General features: G+C 69.3%; 20 protein-coding genes and 4 pseudogenes. 8 read left to right on the top strand and 16 right to left on the bottom strand.

Annotated elements, in window-relative coordinates:
* The first annotated feature begins 113 nt into the window (after positions 1-113).
* Positions 114-2,726 (top strand): CHAP domain-containing protein, encoded by a 2,613-nt coding sequence (locus FLL47_RS41155; protein ID WP_144128115.1) that lies wholly within the window; start codon positions 114-116, stop codon positions 2,724-2,726.
* A gap of 121 nt (positions 2,727-2,847) precedes the next feature.
* Here the strand turns inward: FLL47_RS41155 and FLL47_RS41150 are convergent, their stop codons facing one another.
* A complete protein-coding gene (locus tag FLL47_RS41150; protein ID WP_144128114.1) occupies positions 2,848-3,543 on the bottom strand; it encodes a bZIP transcription factor in 696 nt (231 codons plus the stop codon).
* A 418-nt stretch (positions 3,544-3,961) separates the two neighbouring features.
* On the opposite strand from FLL47_RS41150, the gene lgt reads away from it, so the two are divergent.
* Positions 3,962-4,966: a prolipoprotein diacylglyceryl transferase gene (gene lgt / locus FLL47_RS41145; RefSeq protein WP_246159319.1), complete on the top strand. Its 1,005-nt coding sequence runs from the start codon at positions 3,962-3,964 to the stop codon at positions 4,964-4,966.
* Positions 4,967-5,150: 184 nt separating this feature from the next.
* Here the strand turns inward: lgt and FLL47_RS44575 are convergent, their stop codons facing one another.
* The gene (locus FLL47_RS44575; protein ID WP_246159318.1) at positions 5,151-5,369 is read right to left on the bottom strand and encodes an OsmC family protein; all 219 of its coding nucleotides are present in this window, start codon (positions 5,367-5,369) and stop codon (positions 5,151-5,153) included.
* A gap of 416 nt (positions 5,370-5,785) precedes the next feature.
* Complete coding sequence (gene nhaA / locus FLL47_RS41135; protein WP_144128113.1) at positions 5,786-7,111, bottom strand: Na+/H+ antiporter NhaA; 1,326 nt, start codon at positions 7,109-7,111, stop codon at positions 5,786-5,788.
* Between the two features lie 293 nt (positions 7,112-7,404).
* Here nhaA and FLL47_RS41130 point away from each other — a divergent pair, with 293 nt between their 5' ends.
* Together FLL47_RS41130 and FLL47_RS41125 are read left to right on the top strand one after the other, a co-directional pair.
* Entirely contained in the window at positions 7,405-8,274 is an 870-nt protein-coding gene (locus FLL47_RS41130; protein ID WP_186316228.1) for an MEDS domain-containing protein, read from the top strand.
* A complete protein-coding gene (locus FLL47_RS41125) occupies positions 8,264-8,749 on the top strand; it encodes an ATP-binding protein (RefSeq protein ID WP_144128111.1) in 486 nt (161 codons plus the stop codon). Before FLL47_RS41130 ends, FLL47_RS41125 begins: the two co-directional genes overlap by 11 nt.
* Positions 8,750-8,881: 132 nt before the next feature.
* Here the strand turns inward: FLL47_RS41125 and FLL47_RS41120 are convergent, their stop codons facing one another.
* From FLL47_RS41120 to FLL47_RS41105, 4 genes and pseudogenes are all read right to left on the bottom strand, one after another.
* The gene (locus tag FLL47_RS41120) at positions 8,882-9,931 is read right to left on the bottom strand and encodes a PucR family transcriptional regulator (protein ID WP_144128110.1); all 1,050 of its coding nucleotides are present in this window, start codon (positions 9,929-9,931) and stop codon (positions 8,882-8,884) included.
* A gap of 81 nt (positions 9,932-10,012) precedes the next feature.
* Positions 10,013-10,798 (bottom strand): ABC transporter permease subunit, encoded by a 786-nt coding sequence (locus tag FLL47_RS41115; RefSeq protein ID WP_144128109.1) that lies wholly within the window; start codon positions 10,796-10,798, stop codon positions 10,013-10,015.
* Complete coding sequence (locus tag FLL47_RS41110) at positions 10,779-11,702, bottom strand: ABC transporter ATP-binding protein (protein WP_246159317.1); 924 nt, start codon at positions 11,700-11,702, stop codon at positions 10,779-10,781. The genes FLL47_RS41115 and FLL47_RS41110 overlap by 20 nt, the downstream gene beginning before the upstream one ends.
* A gap of 107 nt (positions 11,703-11,809) precedes the next feature.
* Positions 11,810-12,271 (bottom strand): annotated as a pseudogene (locus FLL47_RS41105) (sodium:calcium antiporter); the annotation flags it as partial.
* Between the two features lie 940 nt (positions 12,272-13,211).
* Between FLL47_RS41105 and FLL47_RS41100 the strand changes: the two are divergent.
* From FLL47_RS41100 to FLL47_RS41090, 3 genes are all read left to right on the top strand, one after another.
* Positions 13,212-13,913 (top strand): alpha/beta fold hydrolase, encoded by a 702-nt coding sequence (locus tag FLL47_RS41100; RefSeq protein WP_186316227.1) that lies wholly within the window; start codon positions 13,212-13,214, stop codon positions 13,911-13,913.
* Between the two features lie 164 nt (positions 13,914-14,077).
* Positions 14,078-14,563 (top strand): cation:proton antiporter regulatory subunit, encoded by a 486-nt coding sequence (locus FLL47_RS41095; protein WP_222106433.1) that lies wholly within the window; start codon positions 14,078-14,080, stop codon positions 14,561-14,563.
* Between the two features lie 4 nt (positions 14,564-14,567).
* The gene (locus FLL47_RS41090; RefSeq protein WP_144128105.1) at positions 14,568-15,701 is read left to right on the top strand and encodes a cation:proton antiporter; all 1,134 of its coding nucleotides are present in this window, start codon (positions 14,568-14,570) and stop codon (positions 15,699-15,701) included.
* 225 nt (positions 15,702-15,926) lie between these two features.
* Here FLL47_RS41090 and FLL47_RS45305 read toward each other — a convergent pair.
* Positions 15,927-16,193 (bottom strand): annotated as a pseudogene (locus FLL47_RS45305) (STAS domain-containing protein); the annotation flags it as partial.
* Between the two features lie 487 nt (positions 16,194-16,680).
* Between FLL47_RS45305 and FLL47_RS41080 the strand changes: the two are divergent.
* The gene (locus tag FLL47_RS41080) at positions 16,681-17,217 is read left to right on the top strand and encodes a hypothetical protein (protein ID WP_144128103.1); all 537 of its coding nucleotides are present in this window, start codon (positions 16,681-16,683) and stop codon (positions 17,215-17,217) included.
* Between the two features lie 287 nt (positions 17,218-17,504).
* On the opposite strand, the gene FLL47_RS41075 is transcribed toward FLL47_RS41080, so the two are convergent.
* The 8 genes and pseudogenes from FLL47_RS41075 to FLL47_RS41040 all read right to left on the bottom strand — a co-directional run.
* Positions 17,505-18,275: an ABC transporter permease gene (locus FLL47_RS41075; RefSeq protein WP_144128102.1), complete on the bottom strand. Its 771-nt coding sequence runs from the start codon at positions 18,273-18,275 to the stop codon at positions 17,505-17,507.
* Entirely contained in the window at positions 18,272-19,000 is a 729-nt protein-coding gene (locus FLL47_RS41070; protein WP_144128101.1) for an ABC transporter ATP-binding protein, read from the bottom strand. Before FLL47_RS41070 ends, FLL47_RS41075 begins: the two co-directional genes overlap by 4 nt.
* On the bottom strand, positions 18,997-19,560 hold the full coding sequence (locus FLL47_RS41065; protein ID WP_222106432.1) for a TetR/AcrR family transcriptional regulator: 564 nt from the start codon (positions 19,558-19,560) through the stop codon (positions 18,997-18,999). Before FLL47_RS41065 ends, FLL47_RS41070 begins: the two co-directional genes overlap by 4 nt.
* A 222-nt stretch (positions 19,561-19,782) precedes the next feature.
* Entirely contained in the window at positions 19,783-20,196 is a 414-nt protein-coding gene (locus FLL47_RS41060) for a hypothetical protein (RefSeq protein ID WP_144128100.1), read from the bottom strand.
* 413 nt (positions 20,197-20,609) lie between these two features.
* Entirely contained in the window at positions 20,610-21,548 is a 939-nt protein-coding gene (locus tag FLL47_RS41055) for a hypothetical protein (protein WP_144128099.1), read from the bottom strand.
* Between the two features lie 106 nt (positions 21,549-21,654).
* The gene (locus tag FLL47_RS41050) at positions 21,655-22,737 is read right to left on the bottom strand and encodes a cation:proton antiporter (protein WP_144128098.1); all 1,083 of its coding nucleotides are present in this window, start codon (positions 22,735-22,737) and stop codon (positions 21,655-21,657) included.
* Positions 22,738-23,011: 274 nt separating this feature from the next.
* Positions 23,012-23,429 (bottom strand): annotated as a pseudogene (locus tag FLL47_RS41045) (MerR family transcriptional regulator).
* Positions 23,429-23,891, bottom strand: a pseudogene (locus FLL47_RS41040) (SulP family inorganic anion transporter); the annotation flags it as partial. The pseudogenes FLL47_RS41045 and FLL47_RS41040, both read right to left, overlap by 1 nt.
* Between the last annotated feature and the right edge of the window lie 234 nt (positions 23,892-24,125).

Below are 24,125 nucleotides of genomic sequence, written 5' to 3'. Positions count from 1 at the left end.
GACAAGGGTTCCTTGAGGTGAGTGATCACGATAACCTTCGGCGGTCATGTTGATCAAACGGCGCCCCGGAGTGCCGTGGTCACACAACGATCCCCCTTGAAGGAGCACCTCCGTTGCGACCCCTGCAACGGGTGCTCGCCACCGCCGCCTGCCTAGCGATGACGCTGGCCGGCGTGGTGGCGATCGCCTCCCCCGCACAGGCTGACCCGACGTTCCCGCTGTACGGGCCGTACCCGGCCACGACCGCGATCGACGGCCGCGGCAGCATGGACCCGAACAACCGCACCGCCACCGATCTGTACACCACCGGTGAGCAGATCTACGTGCGCTGCCAGGACTCCGGCATCGCCGCCGGCGGCAGCACCATCTGGGACTACACCCGCGAGGGCTACTGGATCCCCGACGCCTACGTGCGCACCGGCACCGGCGGCTTCGTCGCCGGAGTGCCCCGCTGCCTGTCCATCGGCATCAACGGCACCCCCACCACAGGCGGCTCGAACTCCGGCCCCTATCCGGTCAAGTTCGCCATCGACGGCCGCGGCAGCGCCGACCCGGCCGACCGGGTCCGCACCGACGCCTACCCCGACGGCAGCACCCTGTACGTGCGCTGCCAGGACTACGGCGTCAGCGTCGGCGGCTCCACGCTGTGGATCTACACCACCGACGGGTACTGGGTGCCCGACGCCTTCGTCACCACCGGCACCAGCGGCCGCATCTCGGGCGTGCCGCTGTGCTCGTCGCTGGGCATCAGCGGCGGCGGGGGCACCAACCACGACGGCGGAACCCAGTTCAAGATCCGCACCACGCTCAACGGGTACTTCGAGAAGAGCCTGACCTCGGGCAGCGTGTTCGACAAGTACCGCGAGGGCTCCTACGTCACGATCATGTGCCAGGCCTACGGGCAGGTCAACTACGGCGGTTCGACGATCTGGGACCTGACCAGCGACGGCCTGTGGATCGCCGACTTCTACGTCATCACCGGCTCGTCCGGCCTGGTGATGCGCCAGTGCGACAGCGACGGCCCGTCCGGCGGTGGCGGCAACCGGTTCCTGGCCAAGACCACCCTCAACGGCTACTACGGCAAGAGCCTGACCTCCGGCAGCGTGGTGGACAAGTACGCCGGCGGCAGCTACGTCACCATCACCTGCCAGGCCTACGGCGAGTTCAACTACGGCGGCTCAGCGGTCTGGGACAAGACCAGCGACGGGCTGTGGGTGGCCGACTTCTACATCTCCACCGGCTCGGTCGACATCATCCTGCCGCGCTGCGACAACGACCCCAAGCCCACGGGCGGGCCGGGCAACCCGACCGTGCCCTCGACGCCGAACCCGGGCAGCGTCGCCTCGTCCAACGCCCGCTCGGCGATCGTCAACGCCGCCTACGGCCAGCTCGGCACCGACGAGTGGGGCGACAACTGCAACCCGTACGGCTACCACGGCACCGTCAAGTGCGGCGACCCGTGGTGCTCGATGTTCGCGTCGTGGACGTGGCAGCAGGCCGGCATCGACGTGTACTTCCCCTACTCCGGCAGCTTCGAGATGTGGGGCCGCAACAAGGGCCTGCTGCGGTCGAAGACCAACATCCGCCCAGGTGACGTGGTCCTCTACGGCTACGACTACTACTCCAGCAAGCACATCGGCGTCGTCGTCGACGTGCTGCCCGACGGCCGGATCACCACCATCGAGGGCAACTACGGCAACACAGTGAAGAAGGTCGGCCCGTTCGACCCGAGCAATCCGGGCGCGGTGCACACCTACGACAACATCTATGCCGTGGTCGCGCCGGTCGCCGACCCGTCCACCGACAAGAAGTGGGGCACCTCGACCGTCTCCGACGAGGATGCCGAGAACGACGGCCTCGACGGCGATGAGGAGCTGTGCGCGGTGTCGTCGTACCCGGGCGTGGTCTACACCGGCTGCCTGGAGTTCTCCGGCACCACCGTCAAGCCGCACCTGTACACCCAGCCGCTGAGCACCTCGGCGGTGATCCGCGGCAAAATCACGATGATCGACTCCGGCGGCGACCTGACCTTGCAGACATGCCAAGCGGCGTATTACAGCAACGACAGATCCTGTGACGGGCCGAGTTACGTGTCCACCAACGGTGGCACGACGGTGCTACGGACCGACATCGAGATCAACGGCGGCTGGAAGCAGACGCTGCGGGTCGCCAGCCGCAACGTCGACGGCGACCAGCAGCAGACCGGCACCTGGTGCGGACCCACCGCGCTGCAGGCGATCCTCAAGTCACTGGGCAAGACGCCACTGGACACCCAGGCCGGCTACGCGAGCAAGCTCGGCACCGACTCACTGGGCACCAACCCGTGGGACGCGCGCGACGTGCTCAACGCCGAACTGGCGGGCAAGTCCGGGATCGTGGACTACGTCTACCACGACTACGCCGCCGAAGGCGCCGGTAGCGCCAAGTGGGACCTGGTGATGAACAAGCTCGCCCGCTCCGTCGACCTAGACCAGCCCGCGGCGATCGTCGTGCAGGCCAAGGACATCCCGTGGTGGAACAACGACGACACCTTCACGATGCACTACCTGGTCGTGCAGGGCTACTCCGGCATCCAGAACGGCGACGGCACCTACGACATCGACAAGTTCGTGGTATGGGACCCCGCCCACGACGACCACCACCTGGCCACCGCCAGCCAGATGTACAGCATGACGAACATGGACGGCATCCCCGGCCAGGGCCACATGATCGTAGTGGCGGAGTAAGACGGAAGGCTCCGGCGTCACGGGGGCCGGAGCCTTCCATCGGTCATGGCCGCGCGGGCAGCGCGGCGAGCTGGCGCAGCAGCGATCCGCAGACTTGAAGGCGTCCGGCCGCTGGGCAGTATTACGGTGTCTTGGCCAGCGCTCCGGTGTAGTTGCTGGCGTTCTGGAACCAGACGCGCCCATCGCGCAGGGAGATCACCGCTGCCGGGTACAGCTGGTAACCGCAGGGATCGGAGGCGGCGCGTTCGTCCGGGTCGACTTTGATGGCGCCGTCGATACGCACCTCGACGAGGAACACCTTCATCAGGCAGTCGCCGCTTGTCGTCGGGTAGCGCACGGTCCCGGCTTCGGCGCCCTTGCCGAGGCCGTCGGAGTTGAGCGCGAGGGTGACGTTGTAGCGGATCGTGCCGGCCTGGCTGGTGACCGTGCCCTGCCAGATGCCGGTCAGCTCGGCGGGCACCTTCCAGTTGGCCTCTCCTGGCAGCGGCTGCCCGGAGTTGCCGGAGCCTGGAGCGCTCGCGGTGGGTGTCGCGGCCGCTGCGGACCGCAGCGTGGCGACCTCGTCGGTGAGGCGCTTGTTCTCAGCGCCCAGCGCCGTGTTCTCCTGTTTCAGCGAATCGACGCTCTGCTGCAGGCTGTCATTCTGGGTGCCCTGCTGTTTGTTCTCGACCTGCGTGAACGCGCCCCAGACACCGACACCAGCGGTGACCAGGGTCAGGAAGCCCGCGAGGACGGGGGAGTGCAGGAACGAGAAGCGTCCGCGGCGTAGCGCGACGCCGGTGTCAGGCTGGGGTGTAGGCGAGGTTGAGATGGTCACGAGACTCCCACGGCTACGAGGGACCGAAGGCAGGAGCGTAAATGCCTGCAGGCTCGCCGGCTGTCGCAAATGCGACACGGCGGCCAATTGGGCGATGTGAAGTGCCTGCCGGGCTACCGCGCGACAGCTGTCGGACATATAGGCCAAACGATGCGGCTGCGGCGAAGTGCTGGCCGGGCACCCCTGACGGGCCGGCGTTGGCCTTGAGGCTCGTGCCCCCGCAACTCCTGCGTCCAGCGTCGATGAACGAGAACCGCCAGGCCACCGTGTTGCCCCGCTAGCGTGAGCTACATGGCACCGTCCTGGCCTTCGCTTCCGGCGTCGAGGCCGGGACCAGTGCGATGGACGTGTGCCACGGCGCCGATCCCGGGCGTCTACGCAGCGACGACACCGCCGCAAACACGGTAGTGTCCCTGCCGTGAACCTTGCCTCCATCCCGTCCCCGTCCACGGCGGTCTGGCAGCTCGGTCCGGTGCCGCTGCGGGCGTACGCGCTGTGCATCATCGCCGGTATCGTGCTCGCCTGTGTCGTCACCGACCGGCGGATGCGCAGCCGGGGAGCCCCGCCGTGGGCGGTGCTGGACATCGCGGTGTGGGCGGTACCGTTCGGCATCGTCGGCGGCCGGATCTACCACGTGCTCAGCTCACCGGGGGCGTACTTCGGTGAGGGCGGTGACCTGGTCAAGGCGCTCTACATCTGGGAGGGCGGTCTGGGCATCTGGGGCGGCGTCGCCGGTGGCGCGGTCGGCGCGTGGCTGGCCTGCCGCCAGCTCGGCATGTCGCTGAGCTTCGTGGCGGACTGCATCGCGGTGGGTTTGCCGCTGGCGCAGGCGGTGGGCCGGCTGGGCAACTGGTTCAACAATGAGCTGTACGGTGGCCGGACCGACCTTCCGTGGGGCCTGCAGGTCCACCGAATGTCGGCCGACGATCCGGGCCGCGCGGTGCAGGGCGCAGACGGCCGCCCGCAGCTGCTCGACGGGTTGTATCACCCGACGTTCCTCTACGAACTGCTGTGGAACCTCGGCGTCGCCGGTGCGGTGTATGCGCTGGACAGGCGGTTCAAGTTCGGCAGGGGCCGTGCTTTCGCCCTGTACGTGATGCTGTACACGCTGGGCCGAGTGTGGATCGAGGCCATGCGCACCGATCCCGCGACGATGATCCTCGGTGTCCGCCTCAACGTCTGGACGTCGATCCTCGTCTTTTTCGGCGCGGCGGCGTTCTTCCTCCTCCGCAAGGGTCCGCAGCAGTACCTGATCCCGGCGGTGGACGCCATAGGGGAACCCGCCCGGGGCTTTCAGACCGTGACGGCCGAGCAATACCAGGCGTTCCAGGTCGACGGCACCCGCCCGGCCGGCGACGCCGCCGACGAGGACGTGCCGGTACCCGGGCGCAGCGGGCAGCAGGCCGAAGCATCGCGCCGGTGAGCTTGCCGAGGCCGCTTCGCGTACCCGCGGCCGGCGACACCACGCCCCGGTTGTCGGTACGGCGCGGGTCAGGCCAGGCCGACGGTGATTTCCGGCGGGTTGGTAATGGTGTTGTGCAAGGCGCAGTGTGAGGCGACCGCCTGCAGTGCCGCCCGCCGCCTCGAGTCTGCGGGTACCCGCAGAGTCATTGCACCGCCGCGACCCGGTCGGCGGCCATGGTGTGGCCCACCGCGACGGACAGTCCGTTGCGGCTGTAGCCGTGGCGGGTGAAGTAGCGGCCTGCGTAGAACGCGACGCAGGTGGCCAGCGACGCTATGAACATCTCAGTGGGCGTGGGGGCGCTGTCCGCGCCGCCTGCCTCGGCGGGCTGGTCCACCAGGATCCGATGCCCCCGTACCGTCACCTCATACGCCTCGCAGGAGACGAACCTGACGAGCACCACTGGTGTTTCGATCGCCGTGCCGGTTTCTTGCGCTGCCTGTGTTCGCATGCGGCAGCCGGCGCTACGCGGTATTTAACGTCGTTGCCAGTCTCGGCGCTGGCCTCGGTGCGGCATACCTCCGCACCGTGATAGCTCACACCTTCGTCGCCTGACAGTTGCACGCCGCCGCCTCGGAACCTGTGGTCGGCGAGGCCCGGCCTCGAAAACCCCGTAACCGACGGTCCGCTGGTTGCCACGGCGGCCAGTGGTCGCGGATCTAGGTGTGCCGCCCGTCCAAAGTGCTAGCGCGCGGTCGGTGGCCGCCCGGCGTGTGTCAATTCGGCGCAGGCCGTGCGTGCTGCTACCGCCCACCTGCCGGGGGGCAAGCGTTCCCGGCATCAGCGGTCTACGGCAGGTGCATCTGGCGTCTGGTACAGGTCGGGAACTCCGTCGTGGTCGGTGTCACGTTGTTCGGCTTCAGCTATCCGGCGGTACGCTTTAGCGCGTATCCGCAGCACAATGGACGCGAGCGCCGCTGCCAGTATCGATCCGCCGAGAACGGCGATCTTGGCGTGGGAGTCGGCTTCGGTGCCGAGCCCGAACGACAGCTCGCCGATCAGCAGCGAGACGGTGAACCCGACGCCGGCGAGCATCGACAGCCCGAGGACGTCGGACCAGGCGAGGCCTTCGTCGAGCGTGGCCGCAGTGAACCGGGCCACCAGGACGGTCGCCACCAGCACGCCGACGGTCTTGCCGATGACCAGGCCGGCGGTGATGCCGACGGTGATGCCGGAGGTGAAGGCGTCGGCCAGGCCGCTCAGGCCGCCGATGGTCACCCCGGCTGACAGCAAGGCGAAGATCGGGACGGCGATGCCTGCGGAAATCGGGCGGAGCCGGTGTTCGAAGTGTCCGGCCAGGCCGGGGTCGTGGTCGCCGTGGGCGTCGCCGCCGGGCCTGGACCGGACCGGGACGGTGAAGGCCAGCAGCACTCCGGCGACGGTGGCGTGGATGCCGGAGGCGTGCACGAGGGCCCAGGTCGCCGTGGCCAGGGGCAGCAGCAGCCAGGGGGAGCGGTGGCGGCGCTGGACCGCGACGGCGAATGCGGCCAGCGGGATCAGTGCTGCGGCGAGGGGGAGCGGGTGCAGACTCTGGGTGTAGAAGACGGCGATGATGGCGATCGCGATGAGGTCGTCGACGACGGCGAGGGTGAGCAGGAACGTGCGCAACGCCGAGGGCAGATTGCGGCCGATGACGGCGAGTACAGCCAGGGCGAAGGCGATGTCGGTGGCGGTGGGGATCGCCCAGCCGCGCGCCGCGGACGCGTCGGCGTGGTTAAGGGCCAGGTAGATCAGCGCGGGCACGACCACGCCGCCGGCGGCCGCCGCGATCGGCACGACCGCCCGGCGGGGCTCGCGCAGGTCGCCTGCGACGAATTCACGTTTGAGCTCGAGGCCGGCGACGAAGAAGAAGATCGCTAGTAGCCCGTCGGCGGCCCACACGGCCAGCGGCAGGTTCAGGTGCAAGAAGGCCGGACCGACGGTGAACTCCCGTAGCGCGCCGTAGGCAGGCGACCAGGGCGAGTTGGCCCAAATCATCGCGGCCACAGCTGCGGCGAGCAGGAGCGCGCCGCCGACGGTTTCTTGGCGCAGGATGTCGGCCAGCCGCCGGGCCTCGGCCCACGATCCCCGCCCGAAGATCACCTTGCTAGGGACGGAAGGGGACATAACGGCCTCCGGTGGTCGGCGAGATAGATTCGCCGACCAGACTTCCCGGCACACCTGTCTCCACCCTACCCGCATGATCAGCCATGGCCGACGTCGGTGATCAACGGCTCCGGCCACACCCAGGTGGCCGGTCGGCCGTGCCCCTGACCTACCAAAACTGTCCGTTGGCGTCGGCGGGCACAGGAGCAACGGCGTGGATGGGGTTTGGCCAGCCACCGCAGGGGAAGGACGCTGCTGGATCGGTGGGAGGGGCTACGTTGGTGCTCGCTGTGTCGGGGTGTGAGGAGTTGGCAGTGAGCGGTACGTCGGTGGAGGACCTCAAACCGGGTGATCACGCCTGCCTGACATTCTCCGACAACGACGAGCGCCTGGACATCGTCGCCGCGTTCGTGCGTGACGGCCTCCGGCTGGGCCAGAAGGTGCTGTGCCTGACCGAGTCCGTCAGCCAGACCGCCCTGTCCGACGAACTGGCCGCCCGAGGCGTGGGCATCGGGTCGGCCGCCCGCTCGGGACAACTGCAGGTCGCTGCAAGCGGGCAGTTTTTCACACCGCAAGGGTCATTCGACCCTTCGGCGACGATCGTGCGCTGGCAGGCGCAGATCGACCAGGCCAACCGCGACGGGTACGGCGGGCTGCGCGTGACCGGCGACATGTGCTGGGCGCTGCGGCCAGTCGGCGGTGTGGCCGATCTGATGGAGTACGAGTCGAGGCTGACCCGGATGCTCGCCGGGCAGAACGCCACCGCTGCGTGCCAGTTTGACCGGCAGTGCTTCGACACCGTGACCCTCGCTACTGCGGCCGACAACCACAGCATGAACGTCACCGCTGTCACCTACCACGACGACGCCCTGCTGCGGATCTGCCGCCAGCATGTGCCGACCGGCGTCCGGATCGCCGGCGAAATCGACTACCGGGCCATCGAACCACTGACCCTGGCCCTGTCAGAGGCCCTCTCGCTCGACGACCACATCGACGTGAACCTGACCCAACTGAGGTTCATGGACACCACCACGGCCGGGGTGATCGTCCAGACCGCACTCGGACTCACCGGCCGCCAGCGCATGACCGTCCGTTGCACACGCATCTCCTTCGACGTTCTCGCCGCGCTCGGAATGCAGGAACAGGCAAGGGTGACCCTGACAACGGCCCGACATGGCGACTGAACCGGGCAGCCAGTTTCAGCAGGCACCGGCGCAGGGCCTGCCCCCCGACGCGGTACTGCTCGTCGAGCTGCCATTCACCGAAGCCGAACTGGTCAGTCTGCGCCCTGCGGTAGCCGCCCACGCCGACGCGGCCGGTATGCCCGCAGACCGGGTCGACGCTCTGGTCTTCGTCGCGTATGAGCTGGCCACCAATGTTGTGCGCCATGGCGGTGGCGTGGGCGGGATGCAGCTGTGGACCGCCGCCGACGCCATCTACTGCCGCGTATCCGACCAGGGTCCCGGTATCCCCGCAGGAATCGACGGACGGGCGCAGCCAGAGCCTGGGTCGCCCGCCAGCCGTGGCTTGTGGCTGGTCCGGACTTTGGCCGACGGCATGCATATTGATGCCGGTGCAGGCGACTCCCGCGGCAGCATCGTAACCGCAACGATCGGCTTTCGGCGTGAAGGCACGTTCGTGCAGTACCCCGACGACTGACCACGTACCGACCTGCCTCAGGAGCCAGCGTGCCGGACGCGCGCTGACCCGGGCGGCAGCACGCGGCCGCAACTCCGCATGCCGGCTGGAAAGGCACAGTCCGGCTGCCGGTGGGCAGGGTGAGATCCGCGATCAGCGATTGGTACCCCCGGGCCAGCCGAGCAGGCGGGCTCCGAGCACCGCGGTGTGCAGCGTGAATCGCTGGGTGGGCTCGCCGGGGTGGTAGCCGGTGAGGGCGTGGATGCGGTCGAGGCGGTAGGTGACGGCTCGGACGCTGACGTGCAGCTGCCGGGCGGTGGCGGTGTGGTTGCCTTCGTTGTCGAACAACACTGCCAGGGTGTCCAGGTACGGCTGGGCGCCGCCGCGGGCTTGGGTGAGCGGGCCGAGCACGGTAGTGACCAGGTCGGTGATGGCGTCGCGGTCGCGGAGCAGGACCGGGAAGACGAGCAGGTCGGCGGCGTGCAGGACGGGGGTGGTGAACCCGAGCCGGTCTGCCAGGTGCAGCGCGTTGCGGGCCTCGGCGAGGGAGGTCGCCAGGCCGCCCAGCCCGGTGTGGGTGCGCCCGACGGCAATCTGCCAGCTGCCTGCCGGAAGGTGGGTGTGCAGGTGGCGGGCGAGTTCGGCGGGCACGCCGCGCAGCCCGCCGGCTACGACGCAGATCAGCTCGTCGTCGCGCAGCGTCGTGAGGGTGTTGGCCGCGCCGAAGCGCTGGGCGAGGACGTCGTCGACGGCGTACGCCGCCGCTGGGGGCAGCCCGGTGGTGCGGGCCGCTATGACGGTGTGCTGGCCGGACAGGCGAATCCCGTAGCGCTGGGCGCGGGCGGCGAGGTGTCCGGGGTCGGGGTGGGCGGCGAGCAGGTCGTCGACGAATGCGGCGCGTTCGGTTTCGCGGTGGGTGGCTTCGTCGCGGGCGCTGCGGTGGTAGCCGTCGAGCACTGCGGCGGTGACCTGCCGCAGCGTGGCGAGTATCGCCAGGCCGTGCTCGTGGGCGTCAGCGGGGTCGGTTGCGGCCCAGTGGTCGGCTGCCGCCTGCAGTAGCGCATCGACGGTGGCGGCGCTGGTCAGCGACGCGCTCGCAGCGCATGCGCCCAGTGCGCTCACTTCGGCCAGGTGCCGCCCGGAGCTCGTGTGGAGCAGCTCTGCGCAGGCGTCGGTGAGCCAGGTGGGATGGGTTTCGCTCATGGGAGTCCTTCGGCCGGAGAGCGGCGTGGACGGGCTGGGGCGGGTGGCAGGCGGGCCAGGTCCCGCCCCAGCGGCCGAGGTTCAGACACCGACGTCGCGGCGGTCGAACATGACGATCCCCACGGCCGCGCCGACGGCACCTGCCGCCGCGAGAGCGAGCAGATGGGCGGGGTGCCAGCCGGTGTGCAGCGGGTCGGTGCCGATGAAGTAGTGGAACGGTGACAGCCACCGCAGCCATGCTCCCCCGTCGACGATCCCGGACACGCCACGCAGGATGTAGGTGCCGACCGCGAGCGCACCGGTGACGCCCAGGGCGATGCCACGGCGGCCCGTGGCCGCTCCCACGCCGAAGGCGATGCCCAGGAAGCAACAGGCCAGGGCGACCAGCCCGGCCGAGGCCGAGATGATGTTGGCTGCCGGCACGTCGATACCGACCCCGGGTGCGATCGCCAGCACCAGCACGCCTGGAATGGCGGCCAGCGCGGTCACGGTGATGAAGGTCGCCGTCAGGCGCTGGGTGGCGAACGCGCGCCGGGACAGCGGGTTGACCATGAGCAGCTCGATGCCGCCGTCTTCTTCGGGTCGGGGGATGGTGCGCACGGTGAGGATGATGGCGGCCATGACCACCAGCAGTGGTCCGACGAGGCCGTAGACGGTGGCCTGCAGGTAGCCGGTGCCGGAGGTCATGTCCTGGATCGACAGGAAGTTCTTCATGCCTTCGGGCAGGGCGTCGTCTTTGAGCTGTGCGGCGCCTTGGAAGCTGGCGTAGAAGGAGGTGTAGACGGTGGTGAACGCGGCGATGCCGGCCGCCCAGCCGATGATGGCGCGGCGGTCGTCGCGCCAGGTCTTACGTACCAGCGGGGACATCGCCTGCTCCTTCGGAGTGGTAGTAGAAGCTGAGGAAGGTCTCTTCGAGGTCGGGTTCGGTCGACAGCAGGTCGACGACCTCGTGGCGGGCAGCGGCTTTGATGAGCGGGTCCAGACGGCCGTCGACGGTGCAGCGCAGCACCGGTCCCGAGACGGTCACGTCGGTGACGCCGGGCAGCGCAGCGAACTCGGCGACCTCCACCGGCCCGTCGAAGTGGATCTCGACGGTCCGCACCGCGCGGCGGCCCAGTGACTCGACCCGTTCGACGGCGGCCAGGCGTCCGTCGCGGACGATCGCGACCCGGTCAGCGGTCTGCTGCACCTCCGCCAGAACGTGGGAGGACATGAACACCGTCTGCCCCGCGGCGCGCGCTTCGCGGACCAGTGCCAGGAACTCCTGCTGCATCAGTGGGTCAAGGCCGCTGGTCGGCTCGTCGAGGATCAGCAGAGCGGGGGAGTGCATGAACGCTTGGACCAGGCCGACCTTCTGCTTGTTGCCCTTGGACAGGGTGTGGATCGGCCGCGACAGGTCCAGTTCCAGGCGCTCGGCCAGGCCGGTGACGGTCTGCCAGGCGACGCCGCTGCGGGAGTCGGCGAAGAACCGCAGCAGGTCGGCGGCTCTCTCCCGGCCCGGGAACGCGAGCTCGCCGGGCAGGTAGCCGATGTGGCGGTGCAGTGTGGCCTTATCCCGGCGGGGGTCCATTCCGAGCACGGTGGCGTGGCCGCAGGTGGGGCGCAGGAAGTCCAGCAACAGCCGGATGGTGGTGGTCTTGCCGGCGCAGTTAGGGCCGAGGAAGCCCATTACCTCCCCGGCACGCACCTCAAGGTCGAGGCCTTCGATGCCGCGGCGGGTGCCGTAGAACTTGGTCAAGTCCTCGGCCCGCACGGCGATGTCGTCTGTCATGTGCCACAGCATCGGCTGCCTCCGGCTTGTGGTTCTAGGTTCGGACTCGGCCGAGTTCGACAGCCAAAGGCTGCCGAACCCCGGCAACAACGTCGTGTTCGTGCTGGTCAGGACGCCAGTAGCAGTGGCAGCGTGAGCGCGTAAACACCCAGCAGCACCACGCCGTCGATGCGAGTCAGGCGCAGACCGCGCCGCAGCAGCGCCCATGCCAGCACCGCAGTGAACACCATCGCCGACAGCAGCGTGAGCGCGGCCGTGCCGGGGTGGTCGACGCCGGCCGCGAAGCCAATGAACGCCCCGCCGGCGAGGCTGTTGAACAGGTTGCTGCCGAAAAGGTTGCCCACGACCAGATCGGTCTCGCCGCGGCGCTGTGCCTGGATCGTGGTGACCAGTTCCGGCAGCGACGTGCCCAACGCAACCAGCGTGAACCCGATGATGATCTGCGGCACGCCGAGCTGGGCGGCGATTGTGGGGGCGTTGGCGACCAGTAGCTGTGCACCGGCCAGTACCCCGGCCAGGCCCAGCACGGTGCGTACCGGCTCGAACCAGGCTGCCGCGCGTTTGGCAGGTGCGACGACCACGGCGCCGCCCTCGGCTTCGAACTCCGAGGCCGGCGACTGCCAGCAGAGCTTCGGTGATCACGGTGTGCTCCAGATGAATCCAGCGACAGGCGTCCTGCTTGCCGACCAGACTTCCCGGCACACCGGCCCACACCGTAGCGCACGGGTACCCTACGGCGCGGGTACCCCAGTGCGTGGGTGCGCGGATCCGGCGCTGAACGGTCTAGACTCCGGCACCCGGCGAGAAAGTGAGATTCCGTGAGCGGCGAACGCCGAGCAAGATCCCGGCGGGCGCGGACGGCCGCCGTCGCGTCGACTTTCGCGCTGGCCAGCTGGGGAGGCGGGCCCGATCCGAGAACGCAGGCACTGTCAGAAGACGTCGAACTGCAGCGGTGCAATCAGCGGCTGGGCCGACCTGGGCCAGCCGGTTGAGACGCAACCGGTCCCCGAGGTGACGCTGCGCGACGGCCAGACGTGGCTGCGTGTCTACCGACTGGACAGCGGGCGGTGGATCGGCACCTGTCAGCGCGGACCGGCCGCGACCACCGGTCGATTCGGCACCGTGGTCGAAGACAGCGCTGGCGATCGGCTGCTGTTCCACGGCGGCTACGAGTCGGTGCTCAACGGCCTCTGCTGCTGGGCCGCCCGCCCTCCGGCGCCGTCCGCGTGCAAGCCCGACTGCCAGCCGGGCAGATGGTCCAAGCAGCCGTCGACGACGACTTGTTCGTGGTCTGAAAGCCGGGCATCTCCGCCGAGGGCGCCCAGGTAACCGCTTTGGACGCCGACGGGAAGGAACTGGCGCAGGCGTCGGCTCCCAGGCCCTGAACCTGTGTCATATCCAGCGCTACGCCCCGCGCCGCCGCGCGGGTGGGTGCGACCTGGACCAACCACGCGCCCGCCCGCACCGGAGCAATGCAGTCCGTGTACCGAAACGCACGCGGTCAGCTCGGTGCGGCAGTTGTGTTCAGACGCCCTGGGGCGAGCGGACTTCCCGCTGGCCACCACGACCGTCGACACCACAGCCGAGAAGGTCCATCTCACCTCGGCTGGTACTGATAAACCGAGTATCGTCGTCCTCCCCGGAACCGGGCACAACGCCGCAGCGGCGCTGCCATGGCTGCGTGCGCTGTCGCAACACTGGCCGACAACCATCGTCGACCTGCCGGGCCAGCCGGGCCTCAGCGACCCGCGCCGACCACCGCGAGCCAGGCTGGCCTGGTACGGCCGCGTACTGGACGAAGTCCTCGACGTCACACAGATGGACGGCGTGGTGCTGGCGGGTAACACGCTGGGTGCGGCGGTTGCGCTGGCGGCAGGCTCGCCCCGCGTCGCCGCACGCCTGCTGGTGTCACCCGCAGGGTTCGTCCGGCTCACCGTCGACCCGAAGCTCGTCGGTGTTTCAGCAGCGTGGCTGCTGCGTCCCACCGCTGACCGCACCCGTGACGTGCTGCAGTTGTTCGTCGCCCCCCGGCCGCAACGTACCCGAGACGGAGGCGGAGTGGATGACCCTGATGGCCGCGAATTGCCGCACGACCCTGGCCCCGCCGCCGCTGCCCGTCGCGCTGCTGGCCGACCGCGCCACATCTACCGTGCCTGGTCACCGTCGGCGAACACGACTGGTTCCTGCCAACACCGCGCCCGGCGCCAGTAGTCCAGCGCACCACGAACACACTCCTGCGGATCATCGCATCGATGGGTCACCTGACCGCCCCCGAACACCTCCCTGACGCGGTGGCGCTGACCGCCGAGGTCGCGGGTCCGCCGCGCAGCTGAGAATCCATGGTTTAGCCGCGCCGTGCGCCGTACTCGGTGATGATGACGCAGGTGGAGGTCACCGAGGTCCTGCTGCCAGGCGTGGGGGTGCGCTACGACTTCACCACCGGCCGCGGCGAGCGGTTCGCTGTCGTGACCCGCCGCAGCGGCGACGTCGAGTTCATGACCTACAGCGACGACCCCGATGCGCCGAGGCCGCTGTGGCGGCTGGACGCCGAGGAGGCCGAGGTCGTCGCCGAGGTGCTGGGTGCCCCGCGGATCGCCGAACGCTTCGCCGACCTGACCAAGGAGATCCCCGGGCTCGGCGCCGGGCAGGTGCCGGTCACCGGCTCTTCGCCGTACGCCGGGCGGCCGCTGGGCGACACCCGGGCCCGGACCCTGACCGGCGCGTCGATCGTGGCGGTGGTCCGCGACGACACCGTCGTGGCCTCGCCCCGGCCCGACGAGATCCTGCGTCCTGGCGACATCCTGGTGGTCATCGGCACCCACGAGGGCATCGCCGGCGTCCAAGCCATCATCAGCGGATAACACGGTGCACGGATCCTCGGCGCTGCTGATCGAACTGGGAATCGTGCTGGCCGCGCTGGCGACCCTCGCCGCACTGGCCCGCCGTTTCGGCTACTCCCCGGTGCCCCTGTACCTGATCGCCGGGCTCGCCCTCGGACCGGGCGGCGTCGCGCCGGTGCCTGCCGCGGGCGCGTTCGTGGCCACCGGCGCCTCCATCGGCGTCATCCTGCTCCTGCTCACCCTCGGACTCGAGTTCACCGTCGGGGAGTTCACCGCCAGCGTCCGCCACCACATTCCCTCGGCCTGGATCGACTTCGCGCTAAACGCCGCCCCGGGCGCGGTCGCCGGCTGGCTGCTCGGCCTCGGCTGGATCGGCGCCCTGGCCATGTCCGGCATCACCTGGGTGTCGTCGTCCGGAATCGTCGCCCGCCTGCTGGACGACCTGCGGCGCCTGGCCAACCGGGAAACCCCCGCCGTGTTGTCGGTGCTGGTCCTCGAAGACGTCGCCATGGCCGCGTTCCTGCCGCTGCTGGCCGTGCTCGCCGCAGGCGGAGCCTGGTGGCAGGCCGCGCTCAGCGTCGCCGCCGCCGTCGCCGCGATCAGCCTCGCCTTCGCCGCCACCCACCGCCTCGGCGGGCCGCTGGCCCGCATCGTCGACACCGACGACCCCGAACTGCTGCTGCTGCGCGTGCTCAGCCTCACCCTGCTCGTCGCCGGGGTCACCGAACTGCTGCAGGCCTCGGCCGCCGTCGGGGCGTTCCTGGTCGGGCTCGCGCTCACCGGTCAGGTCGCCGACCGCACCCGCCGTGTCGTGGCCCCGCTACGCGACCTGTTCGCCGCCGTGTTCTTCCTCGCCATCGGCCTGTCCATAAATCCGCGAGACATGATCCCGGTCCTGCCGGCCGTACTCGTCCTGGCCGCCGTCACCGCCGCCACGAAGATCGCCACCGGCTGGTACGCCGCCGCCCGTGACGGAGCCGCCCGCAGGGGACGGATGCGGGCCGGGACCGTCCTCATCGCCCGCGGCGAGTTCTCCATCGTCATCGCCAGCCTCGTCGCCCTCCCGCAGCTCAACGCGCTCACCGCCGCGTACGTCATCGTGCTCGCGATCATCGGCCCGCTGGCCACCCGCCTGGCCGACAACCTCCCGGCGCGGTGACCCGCGCCGCGCCGTTCCCGCTGTCGGCGGGACCTCACAGCCCGATCGCCGCCGACACGCACACCCCAGCAGGTCCGTGCGGCTTTCGGTGTCTTCACATAGCGACCGCTCGGGCTGGCCTTGGCATCTCGAAGGGTGCCGGACGCCATGGCGGTATCGCGGTGCGCAGGTTGCCCGCTCAGGCCAGGCACCCGGACTGTCGCCGGCCGCGATCCCCAGGAGGTCGGCGACACCGCACAACCTCATCATCGCCGCCACGGGCACAGACGGATCGACTACCGAGAAGGGCAGGTTCCGGCGGACTGCTTCGCGCCTGCAGGCGATCACCGCTGCGACACCGGCAGTGTCGACGAAGGTGACCGCCGACATGTCCAGCGCCAAGCTGACAGCCGCCCGAGTGTGCAGCACCGCGACAGTGACCTTACTCAGCGTGGGCGCTGTCGAGAAGTCCATATGACCCGCGACGATCAGGCAGACGCTGCCTGCACGCATGCTCAAGCGAATCCTGAGCTCTTCAGACAATGCCGCACCGCAGGCCGAAGCCGCTACAGCCGACGAGATCGACATCGGGTATGGCAGCTAAGGCAACTCCTACAAGACGGCAACGTCATCGCCGACCAGGCTTCCCGGCACACCGGCCCACACGGTACGGCCCGTCACCGGCTACTCGCAATACGGGCACCGCGCTGTCCCGGTGATCAGGGCGGCAGCGCGTCACATCACTGCCCCGGTGACGATGATGCCGCCGAGACCAGCCCGCGATCCGGCACCTGCCAGCCCTTTAGGTGGCGGTCCAACCGCCCACAAATGTGCAGGTAGACTCCGCCCAGGTGTGCCGGGAAGCCTGGTCGGCGACGTCGAACCGTGACCGCCGACCGAAATGAGCTCACATCTTGAGCGCCCTTGGCCCTTGCCTGACCCAGCAGCGGACCGCTGCCGGCGTGGATCCCAGGCCGTGTACCTGCATCGGACTCATACGATGACCCTGGTGACAGTCATGTGTCTGGCCGCGGCTGGGCTCGCAGCCGGCCTGCTGAGGCTGCCTAGACGCCTGCCGCACGTCGTGTTTGATGCCCGAGCCCAAGACATGCTGGCCGCGGCGGCGAAGCACCGTTGCATCCGTGTGATTGCCATGGAGCCGGTGCCATACGACGACGGCCCACATACTGAGCGCGACGATCACGACTGCGATGGCACCTTCTTCATCGAGGTCACCGTCGCACGGACGCGGCTCGCGGTGGCGGCCGTCCACGGCGTGCGGTACTACGGTCACCAGATCCTCGCAGTCCGAGCGTCATCGGTCGGTCCCGCCATCGCCGCGGTTCTGCTCGCGCTGCGTGATGCCACAGGCCACGTGCCCGTCGCTGAAATCGGGTGGTCACGGCATAGCCTCGCCCGCGAAGCCGTCCAGTTGTTGGTACGCGGGCATGGACTGACCGCGGCTCGCACGCGCCACCTGCTTGCCCGCGCTGAACAGGACCCGACTCGTCGACCGAAAGTGTCACTTCGTTCGTAACCTCGGTGGGCTCGAGGCACCGGCGCCTCCGGTCAGAGAAGCGCAGCCACCGATACGGCAGGCAGACTTCGGCGGTGATCATGGGCGAAGATCCGGCCGCACTCGGTGAACTACCAGATCGCACGCAACTGACGCTGGCGGATCATTAACCTCGAATACAACGACGCTCGTCGCACAGTTCTTCGGGGCGGTGAGGAAGGCGAAGGTTCATGCGGGCTGTGCTGCCGCTTCCTCGTCTCTACTGGCTGAGGGCTGCACGTGCGCGGCGCCGGTCATTTCGGGGCTCGTCAGCGGTCGAGTTGAAGGCGGCGCCATGTGTGCAGGGTCAGCAGCCCGAAGGCGACGGGGAAGACTGCGGCGAGCATCAGCTGTGCAGCGGTCACCGTATCGGGCAGCAGCGCCCACAGCGCCGGTGCTGCAGGTGGGAACCAGCCGCCGCCGGCGCCGGCCACGACCACGATCTGCGTGACGGCCATCAAACCGACCACGGCGGCAATCGCGGGCAGCAGTCCGCGGCCGACGGTGGCCGCCCACGCCGCCGGGGCGGCCAGCGCCGCGGTCATTAGAGCCAAGGCCAGCAGGCGGCCCAGGCCCGCCCAGTCCGCTGGGCTGGGGGCCTGCCGGGTGACGGCGACAGCGGCCAGTGCCACAGCGGCGGTGAGTCCCGCCGACGCGACGCACGCCCACAGCAGGAAGACGATGAGCTTGGCCGACGCGATGGTGGGTCGGGTGACGGGCAGGCCGAACAGGCCCGTGATGGTGCCGTCGGTGAACTCCCGCCCGAACATCCAGCTCAGGCCGACCCCGAAGGCCAGCAGTCCGGCCGCGGCGGTGACCTGGGTGGCGACGTTGAGCATGGCGGGCCATCCGCCCTCGGCGGCCAGCGGTCCCAGCTTCGCGGCGAGCTGTTCGTTGCCGTCGGCGGCAGCGGCCGTGGTGGCTGCGGCCAGCGCGGCCACACCGCACATGAGCAGGATCGCGGTGCTGGTCAGCACGCGGGAGGCGGTTGCCTTGCGGCCTTCGACGGCGATGGCCGTCGCCAGCGTCCGGGCGGTCATGGCTGGCTCCGTTCATGCCGGGTGTCGTCGTCGTGGACGAGCGTGAAGAAGGATCTTTCGATGTCGACGCCGTGCGGGTCGAGCGTTCCGATGACGCGGCCGGCGTTGATGACGGTGATCCGGTGCGCGACCCTGGCGACCTCGTCGAGATGATGGCTGGACACCAGCACGCCGGCGCCAGCGGCGGCGCGCCGTACGAGCGCCTCGCGCAGCATGATGACGCCGGCCGGGTCGAGGGCGTTGGTCGGCTCGTCGAGCACCACGACGTCAGGGTTGTGCTGCAGCGCCGCGGCCAGGCCCAGCCGTTGCCGGTTACCCAGCGACATCCGCCGCGCACGGACGCCGGCGTAGCGGGTGAGATTCAGCTCCGCCAGGACACGTTCCACGATCAGCGCGGCCTGGGCCGAACTCGCCCCGTGCAGCCGTGCCGCCAGCATCAGGTTGGTGCGTCCGTCCAGCTCGCCGTAGGCGAGAGGGTTCTCCACCAGGTGACCGACGTGCGCCCAGTCGGCCGCGTTTAGCGGCCGGTCGTTGATGCGTACCGTGCCCGAATCCGGGTGCAGCATGCCCAGCAGCAGCCGCATGAGCGTGGTCTTGCCTGCCCCGTTGAGTCCGACCAGGGCGTGGATCTGGCCGGCGGCGACGTCGAGGTCGATGCCGGCCACGCCAGCGCCGCCGCCGAACTGCCGGGTGAGCCCGCGTGCCTGGATGCGTGCGGAGCTCATCGGCGTCCGTCCAGCGTGTCGAGGGCCGCGGCCACCGCATCGGTCAGGGCGATGTCGTCGCGCTGGGACCAGTCCAGCAGCGCTGCGGTGATGCCGGCCAGGGTCGCGGCGGCCGCGACCCTGGCCGAGCGCGGGTCGGTCCCATCGGCGACGAGCTGGTCGACCAGGATCTGCTCGGTGGTGGCGTTGTTCGCGGCGATCGCGGCACGCAGCGACGGGGTGACCGCCGCGATACGCACCCGCCGCCGTACCGTCTGACTCTGCGGTTCCGGGAGCTGTGCCCAGGCCGTCCGCAGGCCGGCGACCGCCCGCACCAGGGGAGTGAGGGTACGGGGCTGCGCCGCGACAGCGTCGGCGATCAACGGATCGTAGGGGTCTTCGACCACCACCCGGTCCTTCGCGGCGAAGTGCCGGAAGAACGTCATCTCAGTAACCCCCGCGGCTTCGGCGATCTGCGCGACGGTCGTCTGCTCGTAGCCCTGCCGCTCGAACAAATCCAGCGCACAGTCCAGCAGGCGGGCACGGGTGCGGGCCCGTCGCCCACCGACCTCACTCTCCAACCCAACAAGAAAATGTTAGCGGCTAACATTTCGTCGGAACAAGGAGGTGTCTGACGAAAGGTCCGCGAAGCTCGCAAGGGACTGCGCAAAGCGCGGGCCTGCGGCCACGTTGCGGGCGCTGTACGCTCCGCACCCGATCCTGTCCGGGCTGGTCACCAAGAAGCAGTTGGTCGAGGACAGCGGCCGAGTGACCCCATCAGATCCCGGGCCGAGCTGCAGTGGTCATAGGCCGGTAAGGTCCGTGCGGTCGGCCACGACCTCCGCTGGCTCGACACCCTGCGGCCGGCCGTGACGGCCGATGTCGGCTGCCCACTGCAAGGCGAGAGTGTCGGCGGCTGCACGACCGCCGACGGCCTCCAGGTAGAGGTATCCGGCCTGGTCAGCCATGCCGAGCGTATACGCGACGACAGGCCAGATACCCGTGCAGGCTCGCCACGGCCATACCACCACCGTGGCCAATAGCGCCGGCATCCATTCCAGAGCCTGGCCGACCAACCGCCCAGGCAGCGGGGAGAACATCATCGGATCGTCGTGAGCCAGTCCTCTGATCGCCGATCGGGGTCGCCAGGCGATGCGGCGCCGGCCCACCCGCCACAGCTGCACGCTGCCGTGCGGGTCTCGTCCAGTGACCAGCATGGCGCCAGGGTAATCGCCGGCAACCACACCTGTGCCGCAGGAACACGACGGTGGCGGCGACGTCGGAACCGACCTCGAAAGCGTTGCCGACTGCGAAATGCCCGACCGACGCGCCGTCCTATGCGCGAGCCCCGGGACGGGCACCGGTCAGGCGCCAAGCGACGCCGCGTTTCCGGCGCCCGCTCAGACAGTACGAATCCGATCATGGCCATGCCCACCGCCGCCTGCGTCGCAGCACAGCGTACGACGACGGCGACTGGCCACAGGCGACTCGACCTCGCGCAGGAGCACGGCCTCTGCTGATCTGCAGGGGCACTGCGAGGAAGATCCACATGTGGATGGTCTCGCCGCGGTGGACGTCACACGGGTCCAGAAACCTGCTGCAGCCCAGGTGCTGGCTGCACCGTCGCGCGTCAGTGGCGGGGAAGTCCCAGCTCGCGCCGCAACCGGCCCTTGAGCACGTCGAGTTCGGCGTCGGTGGTGTAGACGTGGTCCTGGTCGAGGGTGACGGCGATCAGGTGACGGCTGGGCTCACGGCTGATCTCGTAGTGGTACAGGGCACCCTGCTCCACGTCGAGGACCATGCGGGTCAGTCTGCCGGTGTACAGCACGGACAACTCACGGTTTAGCTCGTGGTGGCGTTCGATGATCCGCAGGCCTTCGGCCTGGTAGAGCTCGCGGCGCTGGTGCGGGCTCACCTGCCGCAGCCGGTATTTCGCCTGCTCGAAGGCGTCGACGCTGAAGATGCGCTGGGCGGGGGCGTCGGGTTGGCCGTCCGGCGGCTCGTACAGGGCGATGTAGTGCAGGCGTTCGACGCTGAGCGCGTCGCGGCAGGCTTCCAGCAGGGCGCGGTCGGTGGAGTCGGCCTGGTAGGCGCCGGGCACGGTGGAGATCGCGACCTCCTCGGCGGGCAGGGGCGTGGTGGTGGGGTTCTCGATGACCTCTTGGACGTCTTCGACGCGGAAGTAGAAGCAGCCGATGGCGAAGGTGGTGACGCCGAGTAGCAGGGTGAGCATGCCGACGATGTCTTGGACGAGGTCGCTTTTGAACAGGTTGTAGGCGGCGGTGACCAGGAAGCCGTGGATGGCGCTACCCAGGCCGGCGAGGATGAGGAACGCGCCGCGGGCGCGCTGGACGTTGAGCCAGCCGGGCCGGGCAATGTAGAGGCCGCCTGCGGTCAGGCCGACGATCACGACGGCGACGCCGGCGCGGCCGAAGTTGAAGGGCTCGTCGCCGAGCAGGGCGAGGAGTATTTCGAAGATCAGCGGTAGGGCGATGGTGCTGGCGAGGATCCCGGCCATGCGCTGCGACCAGTTGATCTTCGGCATGGAGGTGGGGTCGGCTGTGGACATCGCGCACCTTCGGTTGAGGGGGAGTGCGGAGAGGTCATCTTAAGGAACGCGCGCACGCGGTGTGGTGCGCCGGTTGCGGCGCGCATCGCACGGGCGTCGGCTCGTGTCAGCGGGGCTGGGTTTCGTGTCCGAGGTCGGCGCTGGGCCCGGCCTGGTACGGCAGCGGCACGACCGCTTCGGGTGCTGGTGTGGCGCGTCGGTCGAGCAGTGTGTTGGCCACGAGGTGGATGACGTTGACGACGAGGATCGCGGGTGCGACGACGGCGATGACGCCGTCGAACTGTGCCTGCAGCAGGAGCGAGAGGATGATTGCGGTGATGCCGTTCTGCTGGGCCAGGGCCAGGTGCGCGCGGTCGCCTGCGGGCAGTTTGCGGGTGAGGGCGTATCCGACGATGACCTGCGCCGCGAAAGCGGCCGCGCCCAGCGCCAGTCCGGCGCCGATGTTGACGCCTTCGGTGAGCAGCAGCCCGAGCATGAAAGCCGCGCCGATCAGCGCGGCCTGCACGGCCCAGCTGAGCTGGCGGCTGATGTTGGGCCGGATGAACAGCCCGGCGACTGCCAGTCCGATCATCGTGAACTGCCACACCGCAAGGGCGATGAGCGCGAGCGCGAACACGGCCATCGCCTTGGGGAAACAGCGCAGCCAGTACCAGCCCAGGAACGCCACCGCGATGAACACCACGTTCGCGGCGAGGTTGTTCAGGTAGGACCCGCCGGCACCCGTCTGCAACTGCGGCACGCCCTGGGCTGTGGCGACGATCGCGGCGGCGTACACCGACAGCAGCACGGTGATCGGGTCATCGAACGACGACCAGGCGGCCAAGATTGACTTGGCGCGCGGGGACATGCGCGGATTGCCGATGATCGCCGCCGCTGCCAGGGGGTCGATCTGTGCCACCGCGACACCGAGCACCAGGTACAGCGGGTTCTGGAACGCCAGCGCCAAGCTCACGCCGATGATCGCGGCCTTCGCGAAAACACCGATCGTGACCGCGGCGACGATGGTGCGCCAGTCTCTGCGGGCGTGGGGCAGGTCGATGCCGAAGGTGCTGCCGTACAGGCCCACGGCGAGCAGGATCGTGGTCACCAGCAGGTACGTCGGCGATGACTCGAGCCCGGATGCCCCGGTCGCGAAGGCGACAAGCAGGCCGACGCCGGCTGGGATGACGAGCTTGCCCAACGCCAACACCGGCGTGCCTCCACATCGTTGACGACAGCCGATTGTGTACTACCGCCGCCACCGGCGTCGATCGCGCCGAGGCCGGTGACGAACGCTGCCGGACGGCGCGGGTCAGGCGATCGCGAGGTACGCCGCCGTCGAAACGATGTGCTGTGGCGTGCGAGCTGTGTGCCGACCGAGCAGTGCGGGCACCCGGGAACGCAGTGCTGGCACCCGGGAACTTTGCCGGAACGGCCGCGGTAGGTCCGGCGGCCAATCCGCTGGGCTTGTTCGATTTCCGTACTCAGCGCTGGTGGAGGGCGAGCTGCTCGTGGAGTTGGTCGGCGAAGCCTTGCGCGGTGGCCAGCTGCCCGGCCAGGTCCGCCACACGTTGCCAGGCGGCCCGGTGGAACGTTTCGAGCCGGGCGATCAGTGCGGTCCCGTCGGCGGCGGACACGCGGGGCAGGGCGTCGACGATGTCGAGCAGGTCGCGCATCTCCTCCAGGGTGAAGCCGAGTGGTTTCATCCGCTTGATCACCGCGAGCCGGTCGAGGTCGGCGCAGGTGTACAGGCGGAATCCGCCCTCGCTACGGGCTCCACAGGGCACGACCAGCCCGGCTTCGTCGTAGTGCCGGATGGTGGATGCTCAGCCCGGACCGTTCGGCGGCCTCGCCGATCTGCATGTGCCGCCCGCTGTCCGCGGTCTTGCCTGCCGGGGCCATCAGTGGCCGGCCTGCAGCTGTCCGGCGAGGGTCTGGTGGATGCGGGCGCTGGGCTTGTTGAGGCCGCTGATCTGTACGGTCTTGCCGCGGGAGGCGTACTTGGTGGTGATCGCGTCGAGCGCGGCGACCGAACCCGGCGGGCGAAGATCACCATCGCGGCCAGCGCGCCGAGGACCACGCCGATGGCGAGGTTGTGGGTGATCAGGGTCGCGGCGACGGTCGTTACCATGACGGTGGTCTCGCCCCAGGGCATGCGCTTGAGAGCGGCGGGGGTGATGCTGTGCCAGTCGAAGGTCGGCACCGATACGATGATCATCACGGCGACCAGTGCGGCCATCGGGATCACCGCGACGACGTCGCCGAGGGCGACGACCAGGATCAGAAGGAATGTGCCGGCCAGGAACGTGGACAGGCGGTGCGGGCTCCGGACGCCTTCACGTTGATCATCGTTTGGCCGATCAGGCGGCCCTGACCGGGTGGGAGTGGTCATGGGTGGGCGTGGCGGCGCTGTTCGACATCGGGCACTGGACCATGACGCTGTCGACGCGACGGCGTGCTCGGACTGACGTGGGGCCCGGTGATGGACCAGGCCTGCACTAATTCTGCTGATCTGCACCTATGGTTCGTTAGCCGTCCTACGCTCGTGGAGTAATCCACGGAGGGCACCGTGGTGACCGGCGACGCCAGGGGATGGTG

Source organism: Catellatospora sichuanensis, assembly GCF_007483665.1.
Classification (GTDB): domain Bacteria; phylum Actinomycetota; class Actinomycetes; order Mycobacteriales; family Micromonosporaceae; genus Catellatospora; species Catellatospora sichuanensis.
This window is presented reverse-complemented; position numbering and strand designations above follow the sequence as displayed.

Bases quoted from the DNA above. Each gene is read 5' to 3' on its own strand.
- FLL47_RS41110 (WP_246159317.1), bottom strand. From the start codon at position 11,702: ATGACAGACGACATCGCCGTGCGGGCCGAGGACTTGACCAAGTTCTAC.
- nhaA (WP_144128113.1), bottom strand. From the start codon at position 7,111: ATGTCCCCTTCCGTCCCTAGCAAGGTGATCTTCGGGCGGGGATCGTGG.
- FLL47_RS41055 (WP_144128099.1), bottom strand. From the start codon at position 21,548: ATGTCCACAGCCGACCCCACCTCCATGCCGAAGATCAACTGGTCGCAG.
- FLL47_RS41125 (WP_144128111.1), top strand. From the start codon at position 8,264: ATGGCGACTGAACCGGGCAGCCAGTTTCAGCAGGCACCGGCGCAGGGC.
- FLL47_RS41070 (WP_144128101.1), bottom strand. From the start codon at position 19,000: ATGAGCTCCGCACGCATCCAGGCACGCGGGCTCACCCGGCAGTTCGGC.
- FLL47_RS41120 (WP_144128110.1), bottom strand. From the start codon at position 9,931: ATGAGCGAAACCCATCCCACCTGGCTCACCGACGCCTGCGCAGAGCTG.
- FLL47_RS41075 (WP_144128102.1), bottom strand. From the start codon at position 18,275: ATGACCGCCCGGACGCTGGCGACGGCCATCGCCGTCGAAGGCCGCAAG.
- FLL47_RS41060 (WP_144128100.1), bottom strand. From the start codon at position 20,196: ATGCTGGTCACTGGACGAGACCCGCACGGCAGCGTGCAGCTGTGGCGG.
- FLL47_RS41115 (WP_144128109.1), bottom strand. From the start codon at position 10,798: ATGTCCCCGCTGGTACGTAAGACCTGGCGCGACGACCGCCGCGCCATC.
- FLL47_RS41080 (WP_144128103.1), top strand. From the start codon at position 16,681: ATGACCCTGGTGACAGTCATGTGTCTGGCCGCGGCTGGGCTCGCAGCC.
- FLL47_RS41095 (WP_222106433.1), top strand. From the start codon at position 14,078: ATGACGCAGGTGGAGGTCACCGAGGTCCTGCTGCCAGGCGTGGGGGTG.